Origin of the sequence: Hydrogenophaga sp., from assembly GCF_030158645.1 — a bacterium.
Lineage (GTDB): Bacteria > Pseudomonadota > Gammaproteobacteria > Burkholderiales > Burkholderiaceae_C > Hydrogenophaga.
In genome coordinates, this window is record NZ_JAOASO010000111.1 from 1 (window position 1) to 22,167 (window position 22,167).

At 66.1% G+C, this 22,167-nt stretch carries 18 protein-coding genes; 3 read left to right on the forward strand and 15 right to left on the reverse strand.

Annotation, left to right across the window (positions count from 1 at the left end; translation table 11 throughout):
* The first annotated feature begins 250 nt into the window (after positions 1-250).
* A complete protein-coding gene (locus Q1W68_RS12520) occupies positions 251-1,009 on the forward strand; it encodes a PEP-CTERM sorting domain-containing protein (RefSeq protein WP_300654501.1) in 759 nt (252 codons plus the stop codon).
* Between the two features lie 67 nt (positions 1,010-1,076).
* Here the strand turns inward: Q1W68_RS12520 and Q1W68_RS12525 are convergent, their stop codons facing one another.
* A complete protein-coding gene (locus tag Q1W68_RS12525) occupies positions 1,077-1,841 on the reverse strand; it encodes an enoyl-CoA hydratase (RefSeq protein WP_300660257.1) in 765 nt (254 codons plus the stop codon).
* A 185-nt stretch (positions 1,842-2,026) separates the two neighbouring features.
* On the opposite strand from Q1W68_RS12525, the gene Q1W68_RS12530 reads away from it, so the two are divergent.
* Complete coding sequence (locus Q1W68_RS12530) at positions 2,027-4,282, forward strand: patatin-like phospholipase family protein (RefSeq protein ID WP_300654505.1); 2,256 nt, start codon at positions 2,027-2,029, stop codon at positions 4,280-4,282.
* A 7-nt stretch (positions 4,283-4,289) separates the two neighbouring features.
* Here Q1W68_RS12530 and Q1W68_RS12535 read toward each other — a convergent pair whose 3' ends face one another.
* The 14 genes from Q1W68_RS12535 to Q1W68_RS12600 form a co-directional block, all read right to left on the reverse strand.
* Positions 4,290-5,096 (reverse strand): thioesterase family protein, encoded by an 807-nt coding sequence (locus tag Q1W68_RS12535; RefSeq protein ID WP_300654508.1) that lies wholly within the window; start codon positions 5,094-5,096, stop codon positions 4,290-4,292.
* A complete protein-coding gene (locus Q1W68_RS12540; RefSeq protein ID WP_300654511.1) occupies positions 5,096-6,304 on the reverse strand; it encodes an acetyl-CoA C-acyltransferase in 1,209 nt (402 codons plus the stop codon). Before Q1W68_RS12540 ends, Q1W68_RS12535 begins: the two co-directional genes overlap by 1 nt.
* A gap of 8 nt (positions 6,305-6,312) precedes the next feature.
* Positions 6,313-6,756, reverse strand: coding sequence for an endonuclease domain-containing protein (locus Q1W68_RS12545; protein ID WP_300654514.1), 444 nt, complete (start codon positions 6,754-6,756; stop codon positions 6,313-6,315).
* Between the two features lie 4 nt (positions 6,757-6,760).
* Entirely contained in the window at positions 6,761-9,160 is a 2,400-nt protein-coding gene (locus Q1W68_RS12550; RefSeq protein ID WP_300716884.1) for a 3-hydroxyacyl-CoA dehydrogenase/enoyl-CoA hydratase family protein, read from the reverse strand.
* A 31-nt stretch (positions 9,161-9,191) separates the two neighbouring features.
* Positions 9,192-9,629, reverse strand: a complete 438-nt coding sequence (locus Q1W68_RS12555; protein ID WP_300716885.1) for a DUF2147 domain-containing protein — start codon at positions 9,627-9,629, stop codon at positions 9,192-9,194.
* 34 nt (positions 9,630-9,663) lie between these two features.
* Positions 9,664-11,460 (reverse strand): acyl-CoA dehydrogenase C-terminal domain-containing protein, encoded by a 1,797-nt coding sequence (locus tag Q1W68_RS12560; protein WP_300716886.1) that lies wholly within the window; start codon positions 11,458-11,460, stop codon positions 9,664-9,666.
* A 43-nt stretch (positions 11,461-11,503) separates the two neighbouring features.
* Complete coding sequence (locus tag Q1W68_RS12565) at positions 11,504-12,211, reverse strand: TetR/AcrR family transcriptional regulator (protein ID WP_300649880.1); 708 nt, start codon at positions 12,209-12,211, stop codon at positions 11,504-11,506.
* 101 nt (positions 12,212-12,312) lie between these two features.
* On the reverse strand, positions 12,313-13,047 hold the full coding sequence (gene pdeM, locus Q1W68_RS12570) for a ligase-associated DNA damage response endonuclease PdeM (RefSeq protein ID WP_300649882.1): 735 nt from the start codon (positions 13,045-13,047) through the stop codon (positions 12,313-12,315).
* 8 nt (positions 13,048-13,055) lie between these two features.
* Entirely contained in the window at positions 13,056-13,748 is a 693-nt protein-coding gene (slmA, locus tag Q1W68_RS12575) for a nucleoid occlusion factor SlmA (RefSeq protein ID WP_300649884.1), read from the reverse strand.
* A gap of 180 nt (positions 13,749-13,928) precedes the next feature.
* The gene (gene argB / locus Q1W68_RS12580) at positions 13,929-14,828 is read right to left on the reverse strand and encodes an acetylglutamate kinase (protein ID WP_300649885.1); all 900 of its coding nucleotides are present in this window, start codon (positions 14,826-14,828) and stop codon (positions 13,929-13,931) included.
* 86 nt (positions 14,829-14,914) lie between these two features.
* A complete protein-coding gene (locus Q1W68_RS12585; protein WP_300649888.1) occupies positions 14,915-16,015 on the reverse strand; it encodes a M14 family metallopeptidase in 1,101 nt (366 codons plus the stop codon).
* The gene (locus Q1W68_RS12590) at positions 16,012-17,229 is read right to left on the reverse strand and encodes a M20 aminoacylase family protein (RefSeq protein ID WP_300716887.1); all 1,218 of its coding nucleotides are present in this window, start codon (positions 17,227-17,229) and stop codon (positions 16,012-16,014) included. The genes Q1W68_RS12585 and Q1W68_RS12590 overlap by 4 nt, the downstream gene beginning before the upstream one ends.
* A 130-nt stretch (positions 17,230-17,359) precedes the next feature.
* The gene (locus tag Q1W68_RS12595) at positions 17,360-18,583 is read right to left on the reverse strand and encodes an ABC transporter substrate-binding protein (RefSeq protein WP_300660237.1); all 1,224 of its coding nucleotides are present in this window, start codon (positions 18,581-18,583) and stop codon (positions 17,360-17,362) included.
* Between the two features lie 286 nt (positions 18,584-18,869).
* Positions 18,870-20,021 carry an ABC transporter substrate-binding protein gene (locus Q1W68_RS12600; RefSeq protein WP_300649894.1) on the reverse strand — a complete coding sequence of 384 codons (1,152 nt, stop codon included), beginning with the start codon at positions 20,019-20,021 and terminating at the stop codon, positions 18,870-18,872.
* Between the two features lie 96 nt (positions 20,022-20,117).
* Between Q1W68_RS12600 and Q1W68_RS12605 the strand changes: the two genes are divergently transcribed.
* Positions 20,118-22,160 (forward strand): molybdopterin oxidoreductase family protein, encoded by a 2,043-nt coding sequence (locus tag Q1W68_RS12605; RefSeq protein WP_300716888.1) that lies wholly within the window; start codon positions 20,118-20,120, stop codon positions 22,158-22,160.
* The last annotated feature ends 7 nt before the right edge of the window (positions 22,161-22,167 follow it).

A 22,167-nucleotide genomic window follows, 5' to 3' on the forward strand; every position in this document is an offset into this window, starting at 1 on the left:
AGCGCGTTGCCGTCGAAGAAATGGGTCTTGGCTTGTTCGGTGGGGTCGGTCATGGCGACCAACCTTACACCAGCCCCGGCCTTGAACAAGCGCAGCGGCAACGGATGCGCCGGTGTCGAAAAAACTGACAAACAGATGGTCAACCGGACGCTGATCAACGGCGCCCCCGGGCGTGGCACCCAGTGGCGCAATCCTTGCTTACAGATGGATACACCGCCCGATCGGGGCCTGACAACACGGACAAACAACCATGAAGACGCTTTGGAAAAACACCTTGATCCGCAGTGTGCTGGCACTGGGTCTTGCATCCACCCAGGCTTTCGCTGTGGCGGCCCCGATTTTCTGGACCGACTGGACCGGTGGCGACCTCGACCCCACCTCCCCCGGCTTCCAAGCCAAAGGCACCATCACCACGACCACCAGCTCGGTCACCGTCACCTACACCAACCCCAACGGTGTCGGCTTCTATCAAGCCAGCGGTGGCAACGACTACTACACAGGCGGTGATGCCTCCACCTCGCCATTCACCAGCGCACTGGTCGACAACCGCCCCACCGGCTCGGACATCATTGCGCTGCAGTTCGCGGGAACACAGTCGCTCAGTTTCTCCCAGGCCATTGCCAATCCGGTGTTCGCTTTTGTCAGCCTGAACGGCAACGGCTATGCCTTCGATCGGGACTTCGACATCCTGAGTTTTGGCGATGCCTCCAACGGCAATGCCTGCGGGTACTGGGGCTGCGGCACCTCGTTCAAGCAGGTCGTCGACATAGGCGGCGGTGTGATGGAGTACCGGCTGCTCGGCACCGGCGAGCCGCACGGCACACTGCGCTTCACTGGCACGTTCGACACGGTCAGCTGGCGCAGCCTGAGCAACGAGTACTGGAATGGTTTCACGGTCGGCGTGCAGGGCACCGCTGCCGAGGTGTTCGATGTGCCAGAGCCTGGCAGCATCGCCTTGCTGGCCCTGGCCCTGGCCGGCATGGCGGTGGCTCGTCGGCGCAACGTCTGAGATGGACGTCGCCGCAGCGCGGCGACTGACTCCATGCAACAGGGCGGCTTGACCGCCCTGTTGCATTTCACACCTTCGAAAAATCCGGCTTGCGGCGTTCCATGAACGCACCGAAGGCCTCCTTGGCCGCCGGCTCGCCGAGCATGCGGCCGAAGCTCACGCCTTCTTCGGCCATCACGGACATGACCTGCTTGAGCTGGCCCTGTTTCATCAGGCGCTTGGTCTCGATGAGCGAGCTGATGGGTTTGGCGGCCATCTTGCGGGCCACGGTCTGGGCGTAGCCGGCCACTTCCAGTGGCGGCAGCACGCGGTTGACCAGGCCCACTTCCAGTGCAGCCTCGGCCATGAAGGGTTCGCCCAGCAACAAGGCTTCGGCGGCGCGGTGGTAGCCCAGCATCTGCGGCACCAGCAGGCTGCTCGCGGCCTCGGGGCACAGGCCGAGGTTGACGAAGGGCATGGAGAAGGCGGCGTTGTCGCCGGCGTAGACCAGGTCGCAGTGGAACAGCAGCGTGGTGCCGATGCCCACGGCCGGGCCGCACACCGCGGCGATCAGCGGCTTGGGAAACTGCGCAAGACCGCGCAGGAAGCGGAACACGGGCGAGTCGGTGGTGGCGGGCGGGTTGTTCAGGAAATCGGCGATGTCGTTGCCGGCGGAGAAGATGGCTTCGTTGCCCTGGAACACGACGCAGCGCACTTGGGCGTCGTCCTGCGCGGCCTGCAACGCGTCGGCCATGGCGCTGTACATGGCGGCGGTGATGGAGTTCTTCTTGTCGGGGCGGTTGAACGTGAGGGTGCAGACGCCGGCTTCGGTGTGGACGAGGATGTCGCTCATGGGGTGTCTCTCGGTGGGCAAAAGGGAAGCCGCAAATTACCACGAACGGGCGTGCTTTTCTGGAGCCCGCTCCCGAAGCCTGACGGCCGCGTGACAGCGTGCACCGGCACCGGTTTTCAGCGGCTGCCCGCCTACACTTGGCCGCTTCCCGGCGCCTGGGCGCCGCCTCTGCTCACAGGTGTTTCATGCGCTGCCGTTTCTTTGCCCTCGTCTTCGCCACCGCGGCGACCTGGTTCGCACCGATGCCGCTGGCGGCCCAAGGCACGACCGCCAGCGAACGCCCCCGCGTGGCCCTGGTGCTCTCGGGCGGGGGGGCGCGCGGTTTTGCGCACGTGGGCGTGCTCAAGGCGCTGGAGGCCGCACAGGTGCCGGTGGACATGATCGTGGGCACCTCGATGGGCGCGATCATCGGCGGGCTGTATGCCAGCGGCATGAAGGCCGACGACCTGGAGCGCGAGATCCTGGCGGTGGACTGGGGTGGCCTTTTCAACCGAAGCGAGCCGCGCCAGTTGCTGTCGCAACGTCGCAAGGAAGAAGACTTCGAGCTCTCGCCGGTGCTGCAGCTGGGGTTTCGCAACGGCGAGTTCCGCCTGCCCACGGGTGCGGTGTCCAGCCGGTCGCTGGAGGTGCTGCTGCGCCGTTACACCCTGTCCACCCGGCACCTGGAATCGTTCGACCAGCTGCCCACGCCGTTCCGTGCCGTGGCCACGGACATGGAAACCGGCCTGGCGGTGGTGATGGACCGGGGCGACCTGGCCGCGGCCCTGCGCGCGAGCATGTCGGTGCCCGGCGTGTTCTCGCCGCTGGCCATCAACGACCGCATCCTGGGCGACGGCGGGCTGGTGAACAACCTGCCGGTGGACGTGGCGCGCGCCATGGGGGCCGAGGTGATCATCGCGGTGAACATCGGCACGCCGCTGGCCGGCCGCGACACGCTGGGCACGGTGCTGGGCGTGACCACGCAGATGGTCAACATCCTGACCGAGCAGAACGTGCAGGCCAGCATCGCCACGCTCACCCCCAAAGACCTGCTGCTGGCACCGCCACTGGGCAAGCTCACGTCGAGCGACTTCAACCAGGCCGAAGCGTTGGTGAAGATCGGCAACGACTACGCCGGCACCGTGCGCGAGGCGCTGGCGCTGTTTGCGGTGGACGAGGCACGTTACGCGGGCTGGGTGAAGTCTCGCAGCGCGCAGGCGCTGGCCAACGCCGACCGGGTCGGTCGCATCGGTGCGATCCGCTTCGAGGGCGTGAGCGAGGAGCGCGCCGAACGGCTGTCCCGGGCGCTGGAGGCCGAACCTGGCCAGCGGGTGGACGTGCCCAAGATCGAGGCCGATCTGCAGAAGCTCTCGGCCGCGGGCGACTACGAGCGCATCGACTACACGCTGACCCGGCGCGAAGACAACGGCACGGAAGACCTGACGATCAACCTGCGCGAGAACAACTGGGGGCCGAACTACCTGCGGGTGGGCATCGATCTGCGCACCGACTTCCAGGGCGAAGGCGCGTTCAACCTGCGCATCAGCCACAACCGCCACTGGCTCACCGAGAGCGGGGCCGAGTGGCGCAACCGCGTGCAGCTGGGTGAAACGGTGGGCCTGTATTCCGAGATCTACCAGCCACTGGGGATGAACAGCGAACGCTTCGTTGCGGCGTATGTGGACGGCAACATCAACAAGGTCGAGCTGTTCAACGACCAGGGCGACGCGCTCGCACTGGTGCAGCGCCAGGGCGTGAAGGTGGGTGCGGACGTGGGCTGGCCGATTGGCCTGCGCGGCACCGTCGGTGAGGCGCGGCTGGGCGTGGTGGCCAGCGCGCGGCGCGCCAAGCCGGAGCTGCTGTCGGCGGCGATTCCCGCCGGGGTGAGCACCGTGCGCTGGACCGAGCGCGGCCTGCGCGCGGCCATCGTGGCCGATCAGCTGGATTTCGCGAATTTTCCGTCCCGTGGTTACCGGGGACAGGCCGAACTGAGCTGGGGTCGCCGCAGCGTGGATGGTGGCGCCACCACGGACTTCACCCGACTGGACAGCACCTTCACCGCCGTGAAGTCCTGGGGGGCGCACACCTTCAACCTGGGCGGACGTCTGGCCTACACCAACCAGATCCCGCTGGCCGCCATCGACGAATATTCGCTCGGCGGTTTCCAGAACCTCTCGGGCTACCGCACGGCGCAGGTGGCGGGCAACTACCTGCTGTTCGGCCGGCTCACCTACTACCAGCGCCTGGCGTCTTCGGTGGGGGTGGCGCGCGCCTTGTTTGTCGGCGGCTCGCTGGAAGCCGGCAACGCCTGGACCGAGCGCAGCGACATCACGCTGCGGCAACTGCGCGGCGCGGGCAGTCTGTTCGTGGGTGCGGACACCGGCATCGGCCCGCTGTACCTGAGCATCGTGAGTGCGCCGCGCGGCTACACGGGGCTGTACCTGTTCCTCGGCAGGCCCTGAAGGCGCTTCATTCCTTGAAGTAGACAACCTGGTGCGTGGTGGCCAGCAACTGGCCCGCTTCGCTCCAGACCTGCGCGGTCTGGTCGAAGAAGCCGTTGCGAAACGCTTGCGCGCTCGCCTGTCCCTTGAGCCAGCCAGTGCCCACCGCGGCGAGCTGCGCACCACCCGCATGGAAATACACCGTCATGGACACGGTGCCGGCCGGCACCCGCGTGGCGCGGCGCAGCCACACGCGGGGGTAGAACACGTCGGCCATGGCGGCCAGGCTGCAAAAGTCGAGTGGTCGGGCGGGCTCGTCGCGCATCCACAGCGTGGTGCGGCTGGCGTCACCGCCGCCGTCCCACGCGGTAGGAATGGCGCCCTCGGTGATGCGGATGTCGTACCGTTTCACCCACTCCACCAACGCCGCCATGTTGGGCTTGCCCACCGCGTCGGGCGAGGGCATGTCGGGCGCGGCCAGTTCGTCCACGCTCCAGGTCTCGCGCCGCGCGGCGGTGACCGCCGTGGCGGTCACCACGGTCTCACCCGCCTGCACGATCTCCACCACCCAGTGCTGGGTGGACCGGTTGGTGCGGGCGGCGCGGGCCACCACCTCGAACGGGGTGTCGGCCAGCGCCGCGGCGTAGTTCACCGTGAGCGCCACCGGCTCACCCAGCAGGGCCGGGTGCTGCAACACCGCGCCCAGCGCGGTGGCCGCTGTGACGCCGCCGAACGGGCCGACCATGTTGGCGTAGCCCGGTGAGGTAGCGCCGGAGAAGCGATCCCCGCCCAGCGGCTGCAGGGCAATCGCTGCGTCGAAGGCGTGTGCGTCCATCAGACGCGCTCGATGATGCCGGCGGCGCCTTGACCCATGCCCACGCACATCGTGACCATGCCGTAGCGCTTGTTGTGCCGCTTGAGCGCGTGCACCACGGTGGCCGCGCGGATGGCGCCGGTGGCGCCCAGCGGGTGGCCCAGCGCGATGGCGCCGCCCATGGGGTTGACCTTGCTCGGGTCCAGGCCCAGCGTGTTCATGACGGCGAGCGACTGTGCGGCAAAGGCTTCGTTGAGCTCGAACCAGTCGATGTCGTCCTGCTTCAGGCCGGCGTATTTCAGCGCGGCCGGAATGGCTTCGATCGGGCCCACGCCCATGATGTGCGGCGGCACGCCGCGCGAGGCGTAGCTGACGAAACGCGCCAACGGCGTGAGGTTGTATCGCTTCAGGGCGGCTTCGCTCACGAGGATGAGCGCGCCCGCACCGTCGCTGGTCTGAGAGCTGTTGCCGGCGGTGACCGAACCGCGCGCGGCGAACACCGTGCGCAGCTTGGCCAGGCCTTCGAGCGAGGTGTCGGGACGCGCGCCTTCGTCCAGGCTCACGGTGCGCGTGCGGGTCGTGACTTCAGCGCTTTCCAGGTCCACGCTGCGCTCGGTGACTTCCACCGGCGTGATCTCGTCGGTGAACTCGCCGTTCTTCATGGCCAGCACGGCGCGCTGGTGCGACTGCACCGCAAACGCGTCCTGCGCGTCGCGCGACACCTTCCACTGCTGCGCCACCTTCTCGGCCGTGAGACCCATGCCGTAGGCGATGCCGTAGCTCTCCACGTCGTCGGTGTTGGTGAAGATGGTGGGCGAGAGGCTGGGCGAGTTGCCCATCATGGGCACCATGCTCATGCTCTCGGTGCCGGCGGCGATCATCACGTCGGCCTCGCCCACACGGATGCGGTCGGCCGCCATCTGAAGGGCCGAGAGGCCCGAGGCGCAGAAACGGTTGACGGTGATGCCGCCCACGCTGTGCGGCAGGCCGGCCAGGATGGCGCCGATGCGTGCCACGTTCAGGCCCTGCTGCGCTTCGGGAATCGCGCAGCCGCAGATGATGTCTTCAATCGCCTTGGGGTCCAGCGAGGGCACCTGGCTGAGGGCCGAGCGCAGGGCGAGTGCCAGCAGGTCGTCGGGACGCAGGTGCTTGAACGAGCCCTTGTGCGAACGGCCGATGGGGGTGCGGGTGGCGGCGACGATGTAGGCGTCTTGAATCTGTTTGCTCATGGTGGTTCCTAAGTGTCTTGCCCCCTCTCCCGCTGGCGGGAGAGGGTTGGGGTGAGGGCCTGCAACGTCTGCCAGATCTTCTCCAGCACAGCAGGGGTTTCGTTCATGACCTCGTGGTTCCAGAAGCGGATGACAGTGAGTCCTTGCGTTTCAATCAAGGCAGTCCGTGCTTGGTCGTAGGTCTGTTGTGCGCTGTGCTGACCACCATCGATTTCGATGACCAACCCAGCTTCAAGGCAAACGAAGTCAAGGATGTAGGGGCCGAGTGGGCGCTGGCGACGGAATTTGAAGCCCTGAAAGCGGCGGCCCTTCAACTGCAGCCAGAGCAGGCTCTCAGCCTCTGTCATCTGACCGCGCAACTCTCGCGCTTTTGCCTTGGCGTCCGCCCTCACCCCAACCCTCTCCCGCAAGCGGGAGAGGGGGTAAGAAACTTCGACCTCGGCGGTTTTCATGGCTTCAGTTGCGAACCGGCTTCCCGGTGTTCAACATCCCCAGAATCCGCTCCTGTGTCTTGGGATGCACGATCAGCGAGCAGAAGGCCCGGCGCTCCAGCGTCATGAGGTAGTCCTCGCTCACCAGCGTGCCCGGTTCCACGTCGCCACCGGTCACCACGTTGGCGATCAGCGATGCAATGTGGAAGTCGTGCTGGCTGATGAAGCCACCGTCGCGCATGTTGACCAGGCTGCCCAAAATGGTGGCCTTGCCGTCGCGGCCGGCCACCGGGAACAGGCGCTTGTGCGGCGCGCGGTAGCCACCGTTGAAGAGACTCTTCGCTTCGTTGATGGCCACGAACAGCAGTTCGTCCTTGTGCGGCACGATCACGTCGGAATGCAGCACAAAGCCGAGCTTGCGCGACTCCAGTGCGCTGGTGCCGACCTTGGCCATGGCCGCGGCGGTGAAGCCTTCGGTGAGGAAGGGCAGCAGGTCTTTGCCGGTGGACGTTTCAGCGTTTTCCGCCGCGCGGCGGGCGATGTAGGTGAGGCCACCGGCGCCGGGCACGAGACCCACACCGACTTCCACCAGACCGATGTAGCTTTCCATGTGCACCACGCGGCGCGCGCTGTACACGGCCAGCTCACAACCACCGCCCAGCGCCAGGCCGCGCACGGCACTGACCACCGGCACGTTGGCGTAACGCAGGCGCAGCATGGTCTGCTGCATGAAGCCTTCGGCGTCTTCGATGGCGCTCACGCCCACGGCCATGAAGGCCGGCAGCATGGCCTGCAAATCCGCACCGGCGCTGAAGGGCTCGTCGCCCGACCAGATCACCAGGCCCTGGTAGTCCTTCTCGGCCAGATCCACGGCAGCCATCAGGCCCTCGCAAACCTCGGGGCTGATGGCGTGCATCTTGGTCTTGATGCTGGCGATCAGCACCTGCCCGTCCAGGGTCCAGACGCGGATCGAATCGTTCTCTTCGATCGTGGTGCCGGCGGTCTCGAACTTCGCACCCGCTTCGCCGAGCAGCAGCTCGGGGAAGTGCTGGCGACCGTAAACCGGCAGCTCACGGCGCGCATCAAACGTGCCTGTGGTCGGGTTCCACGAACTTTGAGCCGTGTGCACACCACCGGCCTCGGCCACCGGGCCCTTGAACACCCACGCGGGCAGCGGCGCCTTGCTCAGCGCCTTGCCCGCGTCGATGTCCTCCTGGATCATTTTTGCGACTTCAAGCCACCCGGCTTCTTGCCAAAGCTCGAACGGGCCTTGCTTCATGCCGAAGCCCCAGCGCATGGCCTGGTCCACGTCGCGCGCGGTGTCGGCGATGGTGGCCAGGTGCACGGCCGCGTAGTGGAAGCTGTTTCGCAGAATCGCCCAAAGAAACCGACCTTGTGGGCCTTCGGCGTTGCGCAGCAGCTTCAGGCGCTCGGCCGCGGGGCGTTTGAGCATGCGGCCGTAGACCTCGTCGGCCTTCTCCCCCGCGGGCACGTAGTCTTCACTGTCCAGATCGAAGCGCATGATGTCGCGACCGACCTTCTTGAAGAAACCGGCCTTGGTCTTCTGGCCCAGGTTCTTCAGTTCAAGCAGCTTGGCCAGCACGGGCGGCGTACCGAAGCTGCCGTAGAACGGGTCGGTGTCGATGCTCAGGTTGTCCTGCAGTGTCTTGACCACGTGGGCCATGGTGTCCAGACCCACCACGTCGGCGGTGCGGAAGGTGCCGCTGCTGGCGCGGCCCAGGCGCTTGCCGGTGAGGTCGTCCACCACATCAAAGGTGAGGCCGAAGTTCTCCACCTCTTTCATCGTGGCCAGCATGCCGGCGATGCCGATGCGGTTGGCGATGAAGTTGGGCGTGTCCTTGGCGCGCACGACGCCCTTGCCCAGACCGCTGGTGACGAAGGTCTCCAGGTCGTTGAGGATCTGCGGCTCGGTGGTGGGTGTGGCGATCAACTCCACCAGCGTCATGTAACGCGGCGGGTTGAAGAAATGGATGCCGCAGAAGCGCGGCTTGATCGCTTCGGGCAGCACTTCGCCGAGCTTGGTGATCGACAGGCCCGAGGTGTTGGACGCCACGATGGCGTGCGGCGCGATGAAGGGCGCGATCTTCGTGTACAGGTCGAGCTTCCAGTCCATGCGCTCGGCGATGGCCTCGATGATCAGGTCGCAGTCCTTCAACTGCTCCATGTGCTCTTCGTAGTTGGCCTGACCGATCAGGTCGGCATCGGATGCCACGCCCAGCGGCGAAGGCTTGAGCTTCTTGAGGTTCTCGATGGCGCGGGTGACGATGCCGTTCTTCGGACCTTCCTTCGCAGGCAGGTCGAACAGCACCACCGGCACCTTGACGTTGACCAGGTGCGCAGCGATCTGCGCGCCCATCACGCCCGCGCCGAGCACGGCGACTTTTTTCACTTGAAATCGGTTCATTGTTTTTCCATGTTGACTGGACGAGATGCGCTCACTCCACCCGGAGCCACACCTGTGTGCGATAGAACGGGCCGATGTAGCCGCGCATCTCCAGCTTCTTGCCGTCGTCCACCGGCTTGAGGCGCGTGCGGTAGACCTTGCCGTTGTTCGGGTCGACGATGGTGCCGCCCTCGAACACGGAGGCATCGCCGTCGCTGGCCTTGAGGTTGCGCAGGATGGTCATGCCCAGCACGGGCTTGTCCTTGCGATCGTCGGTGCACTTGTCGCACACCGCGTCTTGTTTGCTGTCGGGGTCCAGCAGCTTCTCGATGGTGCCGCTGAAGACGCCGTTGCTCTCCTTGATCCGCACCAGGGACTTTTCCTTCTTCGTGTCGTCGTCGATGGTCTTCCACAGACCGACGGGCGACATCTGCGCAAACGCATGGCCGGTGAACACAAGCAGCGAAGCAACAAGGGTTGTCCTGATCATCGAAGTCTCCTGGTGGTGGTCGTTCAAGGGAGGGTCACGCCAGCGCCGCGTCGGTGTCCATCAACACCTTCGAACCCGAGCGCGCGGTGCGCATCAGCGTTGCGGTCTCGGGGAACAGCTTGGCGAAGTAGAAACGCGCGGTCTGCAGCTTGGCCACGTAGAACGGATCGGTGTTGCCGGCAGCGATCTCGCGCAGCGCCACCTGCGCCATGCGGGCCCAGAAGTAGCCGAACACCAGGTGCCCGGCCACGCGCAAGTAATCCACCGCTGCCGCGCCCACTTCGTCGGCGTTCTGCAGGCCCTTGAAGCCGATCTCGGTGGTGAACTTGGTGATCTGCTCACCCAGCACCGCCAGCGGGTTGATGAATTCGGCCATCTTTTCGTTGACGCCCTCTTCCATCACCAGCGCGCCCACCAGCTTGCCGAACTTCTTGAGCGTGGCGCCGTTGTTGCCCAGCACCTTGCGGCCCAGCAGGTCCAGGCTCTGGATGGTGTTGGTGCCTTCGTAGATCATGTTGATGCGGGCATCGCGCACGAACTGCTCCATGCCCCACTCCTTGATGTAGCCGTGGCCACCGAAAACCTGCTGGCACTGCGTGGCCGCATTGAAGCCGTTGTCGGTCAGGAAGGCCTTGGTGATGGGCGTGAGCAGCGAGAGCATGTCGTCGCTGTCCTTGCGCACCTTCTCGTCGGGGTGGTTGTGCACCTTCTCCAGCAGCACCGAGCAAAAGATGGCCAGCGCGCGGCCGCCTTCGGCGTAGGCCTTGGCGGTCAGCAGCATGCGGCGCACATCGGGGTGCACGATGATCGGGTCTGCCGGCTTGTCCTTGGCCTTGGGGCCGGTCAGGCTGCGCATCTGGATGCGGTCTTTCGCGTACGCCAGTGCGTTCTGGTACGCCACTTCCGTCAAGCCCAGACTCTGGTTGCCCACGCCCAGGCGGGCGGCGTTCATCATCACGAACATGCCCTGCATGCCCTTGTTGGGCTGGCCCACCAGGGTGCCCACCGCGCCGTCCATCACGATCTGCGCCGTGGCGTTGCCGTGGATGCCCATCTTGTGCTCCAGGCCGCCGCAGTAGATGCCGTTGCGCTCACCCAGGGTGCCGTCCTTGTTCACGTTGAACTTGGGCACGATGAACAGGCTCACGCCCTTGATGCCGGGAGGCGCGTCGGGCAGGCGGGCCAGCACCAGGTGGATGATGTTCTCGGCCATGTCGTGTTCACCGGCGCTGATGAAGATCTTGTTGCCGGTGAGCTTGTAGGTGCCGTCGGGCTGCGGCTCGGCCTTGGTGCGCATGAGGCCCAGATCGGTGCCGCAGTGCGGCTCGGTCAGGCACATGGTGCCGGTCCATTCACCGCTGGTCATCTTGTGCAGGTAGGTGGCCTTCTGCTCGTCGGTGCCGAAGGTGTGCAGCGAGGCGTAGGCGCCGTGCGTGAGGCCGGGGTACATGGTCCAGGCCTGGTTGGCCGAGTTCATCATTTCGTACATGCACTGGTTCACCACCAGCGGCAGGCCCTGGCCGCCGAATGCCGGGTCGCACGAGAGCGCCGCCCAGCCGCCGTCCACATAGGTCTTGTAGGCCTCCTTGAAGCCCTTGGGCGTGGTGACTTCGTGCGTCTTCTGGTCGAGCTTGCAGCCCTCGGTATCGCCGCTGATGTTCAGCGGGAAGATCACCTGCGAGGCGAACTTGCCGCCCTCTTCGAGCACCGCGTTGATGGTGTCGGCGTCGATCTCGGCGTGGGCCGGGATGGCCTTCAGGTCGTCGGTGACCTTGAGCACTTCGTGCATCACAAACTGCATGTCTCGCAGGGGCGGGTTGTAAACGGGCATGGGGAAACTCCTGTGCTGGGTTTGCGAAAAAACGAAACGGAAATCAACCCTGCTTGCTGGCAGCGGCTGGGGTTCTGGTGCTTGTCTTGCGGGACGCAGGCGCCTGCGTGTTGCCGAAGCGGGTGACGATGTTCTCGAACGCGCGCACCGCGCGGCTGGCCGAATCGGGGCTGCGCAGGAAGCGGGCCTCGTAATGCAGCGCGAGGATCAGCGCGTGGATCTCGAAGGCCATCTGCGCGGCGTCGGTGCCGGGCGAGAGATGGCCCTCTTCAATGGCGATGTCCACCGCACGGCGCATGGCGGAAAGCCAGGTGTTGACCGAGCTGGCGAGCGCATCGCGCACCGGGCCGGGCCGGTCGTCGAACTCGACCGCACCGCTGATGTAGATGCAGCCCGAATCGATTTCGACCGAGGTGCGCTTCATCCAGTTGTCGAACAGCATGCGCAGGCGCGGCAGGCCGCGCGGTGCGTTGATGGCGGGGTAGAACACCTCTTCCTCAAAACGCGCGTGGTACTCGCGCACCACCGAAATCTGCAGTTCTTCGCGTGAGCCGAAGTGGGCGAACACACCCGACTTGCTCATCTGCATGACCTCCGCCAGCGCCCCGATCGACAGGCCTTCCAGACCGATCTGCGTGGCCAGACCCAACGCGGCATCGACGATGGCGGCTTTGGTTTGCTGGCCTTTTTGCAGCGGCTTGTGCGCTGGGGTCTCGGCGCGCGGGCGGCGGGCGGTGGGGGTGGTGCTCATGCGGTGCCGGGGTGGGGTATTCCAATAATCGAACGGTCGTTCTATTTTTACCGCAAAACCAGGCCCGTGCGCACCTCGTGCGGTGTTTGTGGGGGCTTTGTTTAGGCCCGCGGCCCTAAAATCCGCCGCCCCGCGTGGGGCACTTCACGCACGGCCCGGTCCGCCACCGCCCACACCCGGTCACCCGGGCGCCGTTCGATCGGGTGCATGCCGGTGAAGTCGCCGAAGGCGGGCAACACGCCGACCGCATGGTGCGCCGGGTCGCCGAACCAGAAACACGGCAGGCGCAGGCGCTCGCGGGCGCCGCCGCTCAAACCGATGCAGGGATGCCAGTGACCGGCCAGGGTGTAGGCGCCTGCCGCCATGTCGGGTTCATGGCACAGGGCCCAGGGTCCCATCACCCACGGTTCTGTCTGGAGTTCAATGCCCCACTCGGGCGGGGGATCTCCCGCGGCGCGGTCATGATTGCCGCGCACCAGGTGCATGCGCAGCCCCGGACACCGGCCCCGCCATGCGGTCAAGGCCTGTCCGACCACCCCGCTCAGCTCCGGACTGCGTCCGCGCGCTGCGTGCAACAGGTCCCCGAGAAACACGAGGTGCTGCACCGGTGTGTCGCCCAGCGAGGCCAGCGCATCGTCCAGCGTTTCGAGCGTGGTCGCGGTCGAACCGGAAGGCACCGGCACACCGAGTCGACGAAAGCTGGCGGCTTTGCCGAGGTGCACGTCGGCCACCAGCAAAGCAGCGAGATCTGGAAGAAAAGCAGCGCCTGAGGGGTGCAACCAGATCGGCAGGTGCTGCGCCAGGTGCACCGGCACCCAGGGCGCACGCGGGACCACGAACTCGGTCAGAGGCGCGCCACCGGCAGGAGCAGCCCCAGGCTGTGCTCCAGATTTTCGCCGGGCGAACGCTTGAAGCCACTGCGCGCGAAGCGCTGCAAACGCCCGACGCAAAAGGCGGTGACGACGGATGCGTCTGCCTGTGCATCCACCGTGGGCGTGGCCACGCCAGCCACCACCGCCGCTTCGCGCAGGTTCTGGCGCAAGGCCGATTCGATCTTGTCGAAGAACAGGTTCATGCGCTGCTGCAAGCGCTCGTTCTCGAACACCAGCGCATCACCCACCATCACGCGGGTCATGCCGGGGTTCTTCTCACCGAACTGCAGCAGCAGGGTGACGAGCTTCCGGCAGCGCGCATTGGCGTCGGGCTCACGCTCGCCCAACTGGTTGATCAGCCCGAAGACCGATTGTTCGATGAACTCGATCAGGCCTTCGAACATCTGGGCCTTGCTGGCGAAGTGGCGGTAGAGCGCTGCTTCACTCACGTCAAGCCGCGCGGCGAGGCCTGCGGTGGTGATGCGTTCAGCGCCCGGTTGCTCGAGCATCGTTGCCAGGGCTTCCAGGATCTGCACGCGCCGCTCGCCGGGTTTGGGGCGTTTGCGGGTGCCACCATCGGCGTGCGCTGCGGCTTCGATCACGTGGGCCGCTTCAGCCGCTGCGGCTTCTTCCGGTGACGGAGACTCGGGAACAGGGGAGGTCATGGGCAGGCGGTCCGATCGGTGGGTGCTGATGGGTGCCGGTGGCCCGTGGCGGGCCCTGGCTGGTCGTCCTGGGGCGGATTTTCGCACATCACCATCGCACAAAAAACCCAACGGGGGCGGGGTACCCGATGTCAGTGGGCGATCGCATCCCGCCCACGGCCCGAGCGCTTGTTCAGGCGGTCAATGGCTCCTGATCATGGTTCCGAAGGGCTCGTTGCCCAGCACCTCGAGCAGGAGCGCGTGGGGCACACGCCCGTCGATGATGTGCACCGCGTTCACGCCGCTCTTGGCCGCGTCCAGCGCGCCGGCAATCTTGGGGATCATGCCGCCGGAAATCGTGCCGTCTTCCACCAGGGCGTCGATCTGCCGTGGCGTGAGTTCGGTGAGCAGCTGGCCGTCCTTGTCGAGCACGCCGCGGATGTTGGTGAGCATGAGCAGTTTCTCGGCCTGCAACACGGTGGCCAGCTTGGCGGCCACCACGTCGGCGTTGATGTTGTAGCTCTCGTTCTGTTCACCGAAGCCGATCGGGCTGACCACGGGAATGAACTGGTCGTCCTGCAAGGCCTTCACCACGCTGGGATCGATGCTCACGATGTTGCCCACCTGACCCACGTCGTGCTCCAGGCTCGGGTCCTTCTGGTCGGTCATGCGCAGCTTCTGCGCGCGGATCATGGCGCCGTCGCGCCCGGTCAGGCCCACGGCCTTGCCACCGGCCTGGTTGATGAGGCCCACGATGTCCTGCTGCACCTCGCCACCGAGCACCCACTCCACCACCTCCATGGTTTCCGCGTCGGTGACGCGCATGCCCTGGATGAATTGCCCCTGCTTGCCCAGGCGCTTGAGCAGTGTCTCGATCTGCGGCCCGCCGCCGTGCACCACCACCGGGTTGATGCCGACCAGCTTGAGCAGCACCACATCTTCCGCAAAGTCCTGCTGCAGGGCCGGGTCGGTCATGGCGTTGCCACCGTACTTGATGACCATGGTCTTGCCGTGGTACTTGCGGATGTAGGGCAGCGCCTGGGCCAGGATCTCGGCTTTGTCACGGGGGGGGATGCTGGTGAGGTCGGGAGGGGTGGTCATGGCTTCTTCTGCTGGAATGGGTGCCGAAATTGTAGGCTTCGCCTGGTGGGCTTCTTCTTTCGTGGCGAGCCGGGTCAGCCAACCCATCACGAAGAAGAAAGCCCGGTCACAGCCTGAAACAAAGCCTGCCGGGCCTGGACCACCACGGTGGCCTTCCACTGCGCCGTGTCCACGTAAAACGCGGCCAACAAGCGCGCCTTGATCGCTGCACGCAGAGGCTCGGGTGCTTCCGGATGCAGGTGCAGCCAGTGATCCCCCCGCAGCGCGCCGATCACCTCTTCAATCGGCACCGTGCCGTACTCCATCGCAATGCCGGTGTACTGCGCCTGCGGGCACTCCTCGTGAGCGACGTTCCACATCAAGCCCGTCAGCATCGACGAGGAGGATGAGCCGTCGTGGATCGATGTGACCGGCGTCTGACCATCGCCGCCCCACCAGTCGCGGGCGCGCTCCAAACCCACCGCGTCGTCGCGGCTGGCGAAGATGCGCTCGCCCAGGCCTGTTTCTCCCAGACCGGTGTGCAGGTCGATCCACGCCAGATGGCGCGCCTGCCGGCCGTGGCGGCGCAGCACCTCGCGCAACGTGCGGTTGCTCCAGGTCGGTTCCACGCCGCCAAAAAACAGGCCGTCGGCAAAGGCGTGTTGGCCTTGCGACACCGCCGCTTGAAAGCGGGTCAGGCCACGGCGCTCGATACAGCCCCCGATGGCCGCGGCGTTGTCCGGGCCGGGCGGCCATTGCGCGGGCAACAGCAGCTCGTGAAGCTCGGCGTAGGCCTCGTTGATCGGCAGCGGCTGGCCGAAGTCCTGGAAGTTGCGGTTGAGGTCGACGTTCTCGTGGGTGACCCGGCGCACCCAAGAAAAACCGTGCGGGTTGAGCGCGTGGATGTAGAGCACGGCCACACCGGCTGCGCGCGCGTGTTCGCGCCACTGCGCATCCTGCACAGCAAAGACCTGCACACCCGAGCCGCAGTACCCCTCCACACCGTGGCAGGCGCTGCTGACGATGAGCAGGCGCTCGGCGGCGGGGTCACCGTCCAGCGCCACGTCCATCGCCAGCACCTCACCATCGCGGCCCGTCAGCGGGTGGTTGTGGCTGCTGATGGCCATGCCGGCAGTGGCGGCCGCTTCCAGAAACTTCACCCGGGCCCGGGCGTACGACGTCGAAAACGCGTCGGATGGAGCCATCAACGCCCCGCCCCGGGGCGCGGGCGGCTGAGCCATTTCTCGGCCAGTTGCACCCAGTAGGTGGCACCCAGCGGAATCAGGTCGTCGTTGAAGTCGTAGCTCGGGTTGTGCAGCATGCAGGGACCGCCGCCGTGGCCCATCTCGCGGTGCGCGCCGTCGCCGTTGGCGATGAAGGCGTAGCAGCCCGGGCGGGCCTGCAGCATGTACGCAAAGTCTTCAGCGCCCATGGTGGGCTCCTGGTCGAGCACGCGATCGGCGCCCACAATGTCCGCCATGACTTCGCGCGCAAACGCGGTCTCGGCGGCGTGGTTGATGGTGGGTGGGTAATTGCGCTTGAACTTGAACTCGACCGTGGCGCCGAAGGCCGCGCTGGTGTGTTCGGCCACCTCCCGCATGCGGCGCTCGATCATGTCGAGCACCTCGAACGTGAACGTGCGCACCGTGCCCTGAATCACGCAGCTGTCGGGCACGACGTTGGTGGCCTCGCCGGTGTGGATCATGGTGACCGAGATCACGCCGGCGTCCACCGGCTTCTTGTTGCGCGTGATGATGGTCTGGAAGGCCATAACCATCTGGCAGGCCACCGGAACAGGATCGATGCCGTTGTGCGGGAGCGCGGCGTGAGCGCCCTTGCCCCGGATCGTGATGTGGAATTCGTTGCTGGACGCCATCACCGGTCCTGCGCTCGCCGCAAAGGTACCCACCGCCATGCCGGGCCAGTTGTGCATGCCGAACACCGACTCCACCGGGAACTGCTCGAACAGGCCGTCCTTGATCATTTCGCGTGCGCCGCCACCGCCCTCTTCGGCCGGCTGGAAGATCAGGTAGACCGTGCCGTCGAAATTGCGGTGCTTGGCAAAGTGCTGCGCGGCGGCCAGCAGCATGGCGGTGTGGCCGTCGTGGCCGCAGGCGTGCATCTTGCCGGCGTGCTGGCTGGCGTGGGCAAAGGTGTTGTGCTCCTGCATGGGCAGGGCGTCGATGTCGGCGCGCAGGCCGATGGCACGGCCACAGGCCCCACCGTCGCGACCATGCACGATGCCCACCACGCCGGTGGTGCCCATGCCGCGGTGCACGGGGATGCCCCACTCGGTGAGCTTGGCCGCCACCACATCAGCGGTGCGCACCTCCTGAAAGCACAGCTCGGGGTGGGCGTGGATGTCGCGTCGCACGGCGGCAATGCCTGCGGCCTGCGTGAGGATGGAGTCGATGAGTTTCATGGGGTACCGGGCTCGCCCTTGTGGTGGCTTGAAAAGAGCCACAGATCGTACGCAAGACAGACCCCTCCCGATGCCCCGCTGGCGACATCCACTCGGTCAGGCGGGCTACTCGGGCGCGCCCTGTCGGCCGTCACTCCTTGCGGCGGATCACGCTGGCTCGCGCTGCGTCGTCCTTGTAAACGTAGGCACGCTCACCACCCTGCCAGGTGCCCAGCCACAGCATGTTGGCCGAGATGGCGTCGTGGTCGGTGTTGCTGAACGGTCGGTCGTAGGTCGTGACCACACCGCGGTAGGGCTGCTGCAGGTTTTCCAGTGACTGTTTGAGGCTCTTGCCCGTGATGTTGCCCTTGGTGAGGAACATGGCACGCAGCAACAGGTGCACCGAGTCGTAGGTCTGTGCGGCCGACATCATCGAGCCGATGGGGCGCTCCTTGGAAATCTTGGCGTAGCCGCGCAGGAAGGTGCTGTTGCGCTCCATGAACGTGTTGGGCAAGACGGTCTGCACAACATAGGTGCCCTCGACCGCGCCTTTGGATGCCTCGAAGGCCGACGCGTGTGAGAGACCCCAGGGACCGTACTGCGGCACGTTCCAGCCCGCCGCGGCACGGCTGGCCGAGATCACGCCCTGCTCGGGCCCCACGGTCCAGCCGATCAGCGCATCGGCACCGGAGTCCTTGAGTTGCTTCATCTCATCGGCCAGGCTTTTCACACCCACCTTGAAGCGCACGACGATGTGGGGCTTGAGTCCCACGGCCTGCAACGCGGCTTCCAGGTCCTTCAGGCCACCGTCGCCATAGCCGGTGGTGTCCACCAGCAGCGCCACTTTCTTCAGGTTGCGCTTGACGATGTCGGCCACCAGAAACTGGGACTGCAGCTGGTCGCGCGCCGAAGTGCGGAAGATGTAGCTCTCGGCCGCCGGGTACTTGGCGGTGATGGCGGTGCCGGTGGCACACGGCACGATCAGGACATGCTGGTTGTTCTGGAACACGTCAAGCGCTTTCATCGCCACGCCGGTGTTGCAGAAGCCCACGGTGGCGGCCACCTTTTCGGTGAGCACCAGTTCTTCCGCGTGCTTGAGGCCCATGTCGTTGTTGGCCTGGTCGTCGCGGATCACCAGCTCGAGCTTGCGCCCGAGGTAACCGCCCACCGCGTTGATCTCTTCCACCGCCACCTGCGCGCCCACGCGCGCACTGTTGCCCATGTCGGACGATCCGCCGGTGAGCGGCAGGATCAGACCCAGCCGGATCAGCTTGGGATCCGGCGCTGCGTTTGCCGGGGCGGGGGCCTGGGCCCAGGTCGGTGACAGACTGGCAGACAGGACCAGCGCGATCAGGTGGCGGACATGCAATGGCATCAAAGACCTCCGGAGCGATGAGACGTTCATCGACCTACGCGGAACAGGCTAACGTGCAACGCTTCGCGATGGCAATCGGGCCTAACGCTCTGAGGGCATTCCTGCGGCCCGCTGCGCAGCCAGGCCCTCCGCCGTCCGGTTAATCCAAACTGGATAGTTCTGCCGGTCCAGTCGGTCGAAAAACATACAAAGGGACTCTTTTTCAACGCCGGGTCACCCGCGCGAACCCAGGCGCCACCCAGCACCGATGTGATGCAACGGTGCAACGCAAGCGCCGGTGCGGAACTCAGCGGCGGATGCGTCCGTCTTCGGTCAGCAGCGTCAGTTCGACAAAGCGCGAACCGGTGTGTTTGGCCGGCCCGAAGTCCACCGGAAAACCGCCCAGGTTCACGTTCTGCATGCCCTGCACGGCGTTGATGAACCCCTCACGCGTGAGCGCCTTGCCGGCGCGCCTCACTGCCTCGGTGAACACCTTGGCCGCCACAAACCCCTCCATGCCCGAGTAGTTGGGCTCGACACCGCGCTTGTCCTTGATGGCGGCCAGGTACTCACCCGACAACGGCGTGGCGGGCGTGTAGGGGAAGGGCATGACCTGGCTCACGGACACGCCACGGGCCTCCGCACCGAGTTCATCGATGAGGGCCTGCGTGCCCACGAAAGAGACGTTGTAGAAGTTGCCGCCAAAACCCGCGCGGCGTGCCTGGCGAACAAACGTGGCCACTGCCTTGTAAGCACCGATCTGCACGATGGCCTCGGGCTTGCGGGCCATGATGTCCTTCACCGCCTGTGCCACTTCGACCGTGTTGCGCTCCACCGTGCCCAACGCCGCGGGCTCCAGGTTCAGCGCGGTCATGGCCCGGGTCACGCCCTCCAGCCCGGTCTTGCCATAGGCGTCGTCCTGGTAAAACACGCCGATCTTCTTGATGCCGGTGGACGTCACCTGGCGCACGATGGCGGCCGTTTCGTCAAAGTACGAGGCGCGAACATGGATGGCATAGCGGTTGAAAGGATCGCGCAGGGCCTGCGCGCCGGTGAACGGCGCGAAGAACGGCACCTTGGCGGTGGAGGCCAGCGGCAAGGCGGCCAGGCTGGTGGGTGTGCCGATGTAGCCAAACAGTGCGAACACGTCGTCGGCAATCAGCTGGCGCGTGTTGGCTGCGCAGCGCTCGGGCTCGTAGCCATCGTCCATCCGCTTGATCTCGATCGTGCGGCCATTGACCCCACCCTTGGCGTTGACCGCGTCGAAATACGCCTGCGCGCCCAGGTGAAACTGGAGGCCCAGTTGAACCGCCGCGCCGGTGAACGGCGCCGACTGACCCAGCACAATGCGGGTGTCGGTCAAGGCCGCGCTCTGCGCGCTGGCCGAAGCCCCCCACGACGCCAACGCGCCGGAGCCAACCAACTTGCACACACGGGACAAGGCTTCACGACGCTGCATGCGAACACTCCTGATATGCTGATTTGAGAACCCCACAGGGTAAAGCAAGCGTCCTGCCAATTCGCTCCTCTCACGACCTTAGGCCACCTCCTTCCGATGAACACGACCGTGCAAACGATCCGCGGCGCCTGCCCCCACGATTGCCCCGACACCTGCTCCCTCGTCACCACGGTGGAGAACGGTGTGGCGCTGCGCGTGCAGGGCAACCCCGAGCACCCACACACCGACGGTGCGCTGTGCACCAAGGTGTCGCGCTACACCGAGCGCACCTACCACCCCGACCGTCTGCTGCACCCCCTGGTGCGCACCGGCCCCAAAGGCAGCGGTCAGTTCAGGCGCGTGGGCTGGGACGAGGCGCTGGACCTGGTGGCCGAACGATTGAAAGACATTGCCGCGCGCGACCCGCAAGCGGTGGTGCCCTACAGCTACGCCGGCACCATGGGCCAGGTCCAGGGCGAGGGCATGGCGGCGCGTTTTTTCCACCGCCTGGGCGCCTCGTTCCTGGACCGCACCATCTGCGCGTCGGCCGGCGGCGAAGCGCTGATCCAGACCCTGGGCGGCAAGGTCGGCATGAAGGTGGAGCACTTTGCCGATTCGAAACTCATCGTCATCTGGGGCAGCAACTCCATCGGCAGCAACCTGCACTTCTGGCGCCTGGCACAGCAGGCCAAACGCAACGGCGCGCGCCTGGTGTGCATCGACCCGCGTCGCTCCGAAACGGCCGAGAAGTGCCACGAACACATCGCCCTGCGCCCGGGCACCGACGCGGCACTGGCGCTGGCGCTGATGCACCAGCTCATCACCCACGACTGGCTGGACCACGACTACATCGCGCAGCACACGCTGGGCTGGGAAGGCTTGCGCGAGCGCGCGCTGCAGTGGCCACCCGAACGCGCGGCCGAGGTGTGCGGGATTCCGGTGCAGCAGATCACCGACCTGGCGCGCGCCTACGGCACCACGAAGCCCGCCGCCATCCGCCTGAACTACGGCATGCAGCGCGTGCGCGGCGGCGGCAACGCGGTGCGTGCGGTGGCCTGCCTGCCCGCGCTGGTGGGCGCGTGGCGCGAGCCGGCAGGCGGCCTGCTGCTGTCCAGCTCGGCGCAGTTTCCGGTGAACCGCGGCGAGCTGCACAAGCCCGAACTGCTGGCCGGGCGCACGCCGCGCACCATCAACATGAGCACCATCGGCAACGACCTGTTGAACCCGGGCTCGGTGGCCTTCGGCCCGAAGATCGAAGCGCTCATCGTCTACAACAGCAACCCGGTGGCGGTGGCGCCCGAATCGGGCAAGGTGGTGCAAGGCTTCCTGCGCGAAGACCTGTTCACCGTGGTGCTCGAACATTTCCAGACCGACACCGCCGACCACGCCGACGTCATCCTGCCTGCCACCACGCAGCTGGAACACTGGGACATCCACACCAGCTATGGCCACACCGACGTGCTGCTCAACCGCCCGGCCATCGCACCGGTGGGCGAGTCCCGCACCAACACCGACATCTTTCGCGCGCTGGCCGCCCGCCTGGGTTTTGACGACCCGTGTTTTGCCGACGACGACGAGACCTTGTGCCGCACGGCGTTCGGCACCGCGGTGGATTTCCAGACCCTGCTGGATCAGGGCTTTGCCACCCTGCCCATCGCCGAAGCGCCTTTCGCCCACGGCGGTTTCCCCACACCTTCGGGCCGATGCGAATTTTTCAGTGCGCGCCTGGCCGCGCAAGGGCTGGACGGCCTGCCCGACCACCTGCCGAACCACGAACTGCAAGGCTCATCGGCCGCCTACCCGCTGGCCATGATCTCCCCGCCGGCGCGCAACTTCCTCAACTCCAGCTTCGTCAACGTGCAGAGCCTGCGCGACATCGAAGGTGAGCCCCTGCTCGAAATCCATGCCGACGACGCGGCGCTGCGTGGCATCGAAAGCGGCCAGATGGTGCGCGTGTTCAACGACCGCGGCGAATACCGCTGCAAGGCCAAGGTGTCCACGCGCGCACGGCCCGGTGTGGTCAATGGCCTGGGGATCTGGTGGCGCAAGCTCGGGCCCTCGGGCACCAACGTGAACGAAGTCACCAGCCAGCAGCTCACCGACATGGGCCGCGGCCCGGTGTTCTACGACTGCCTGGTCGAGGTTGCGGGCGTGCACTGAGGACGCG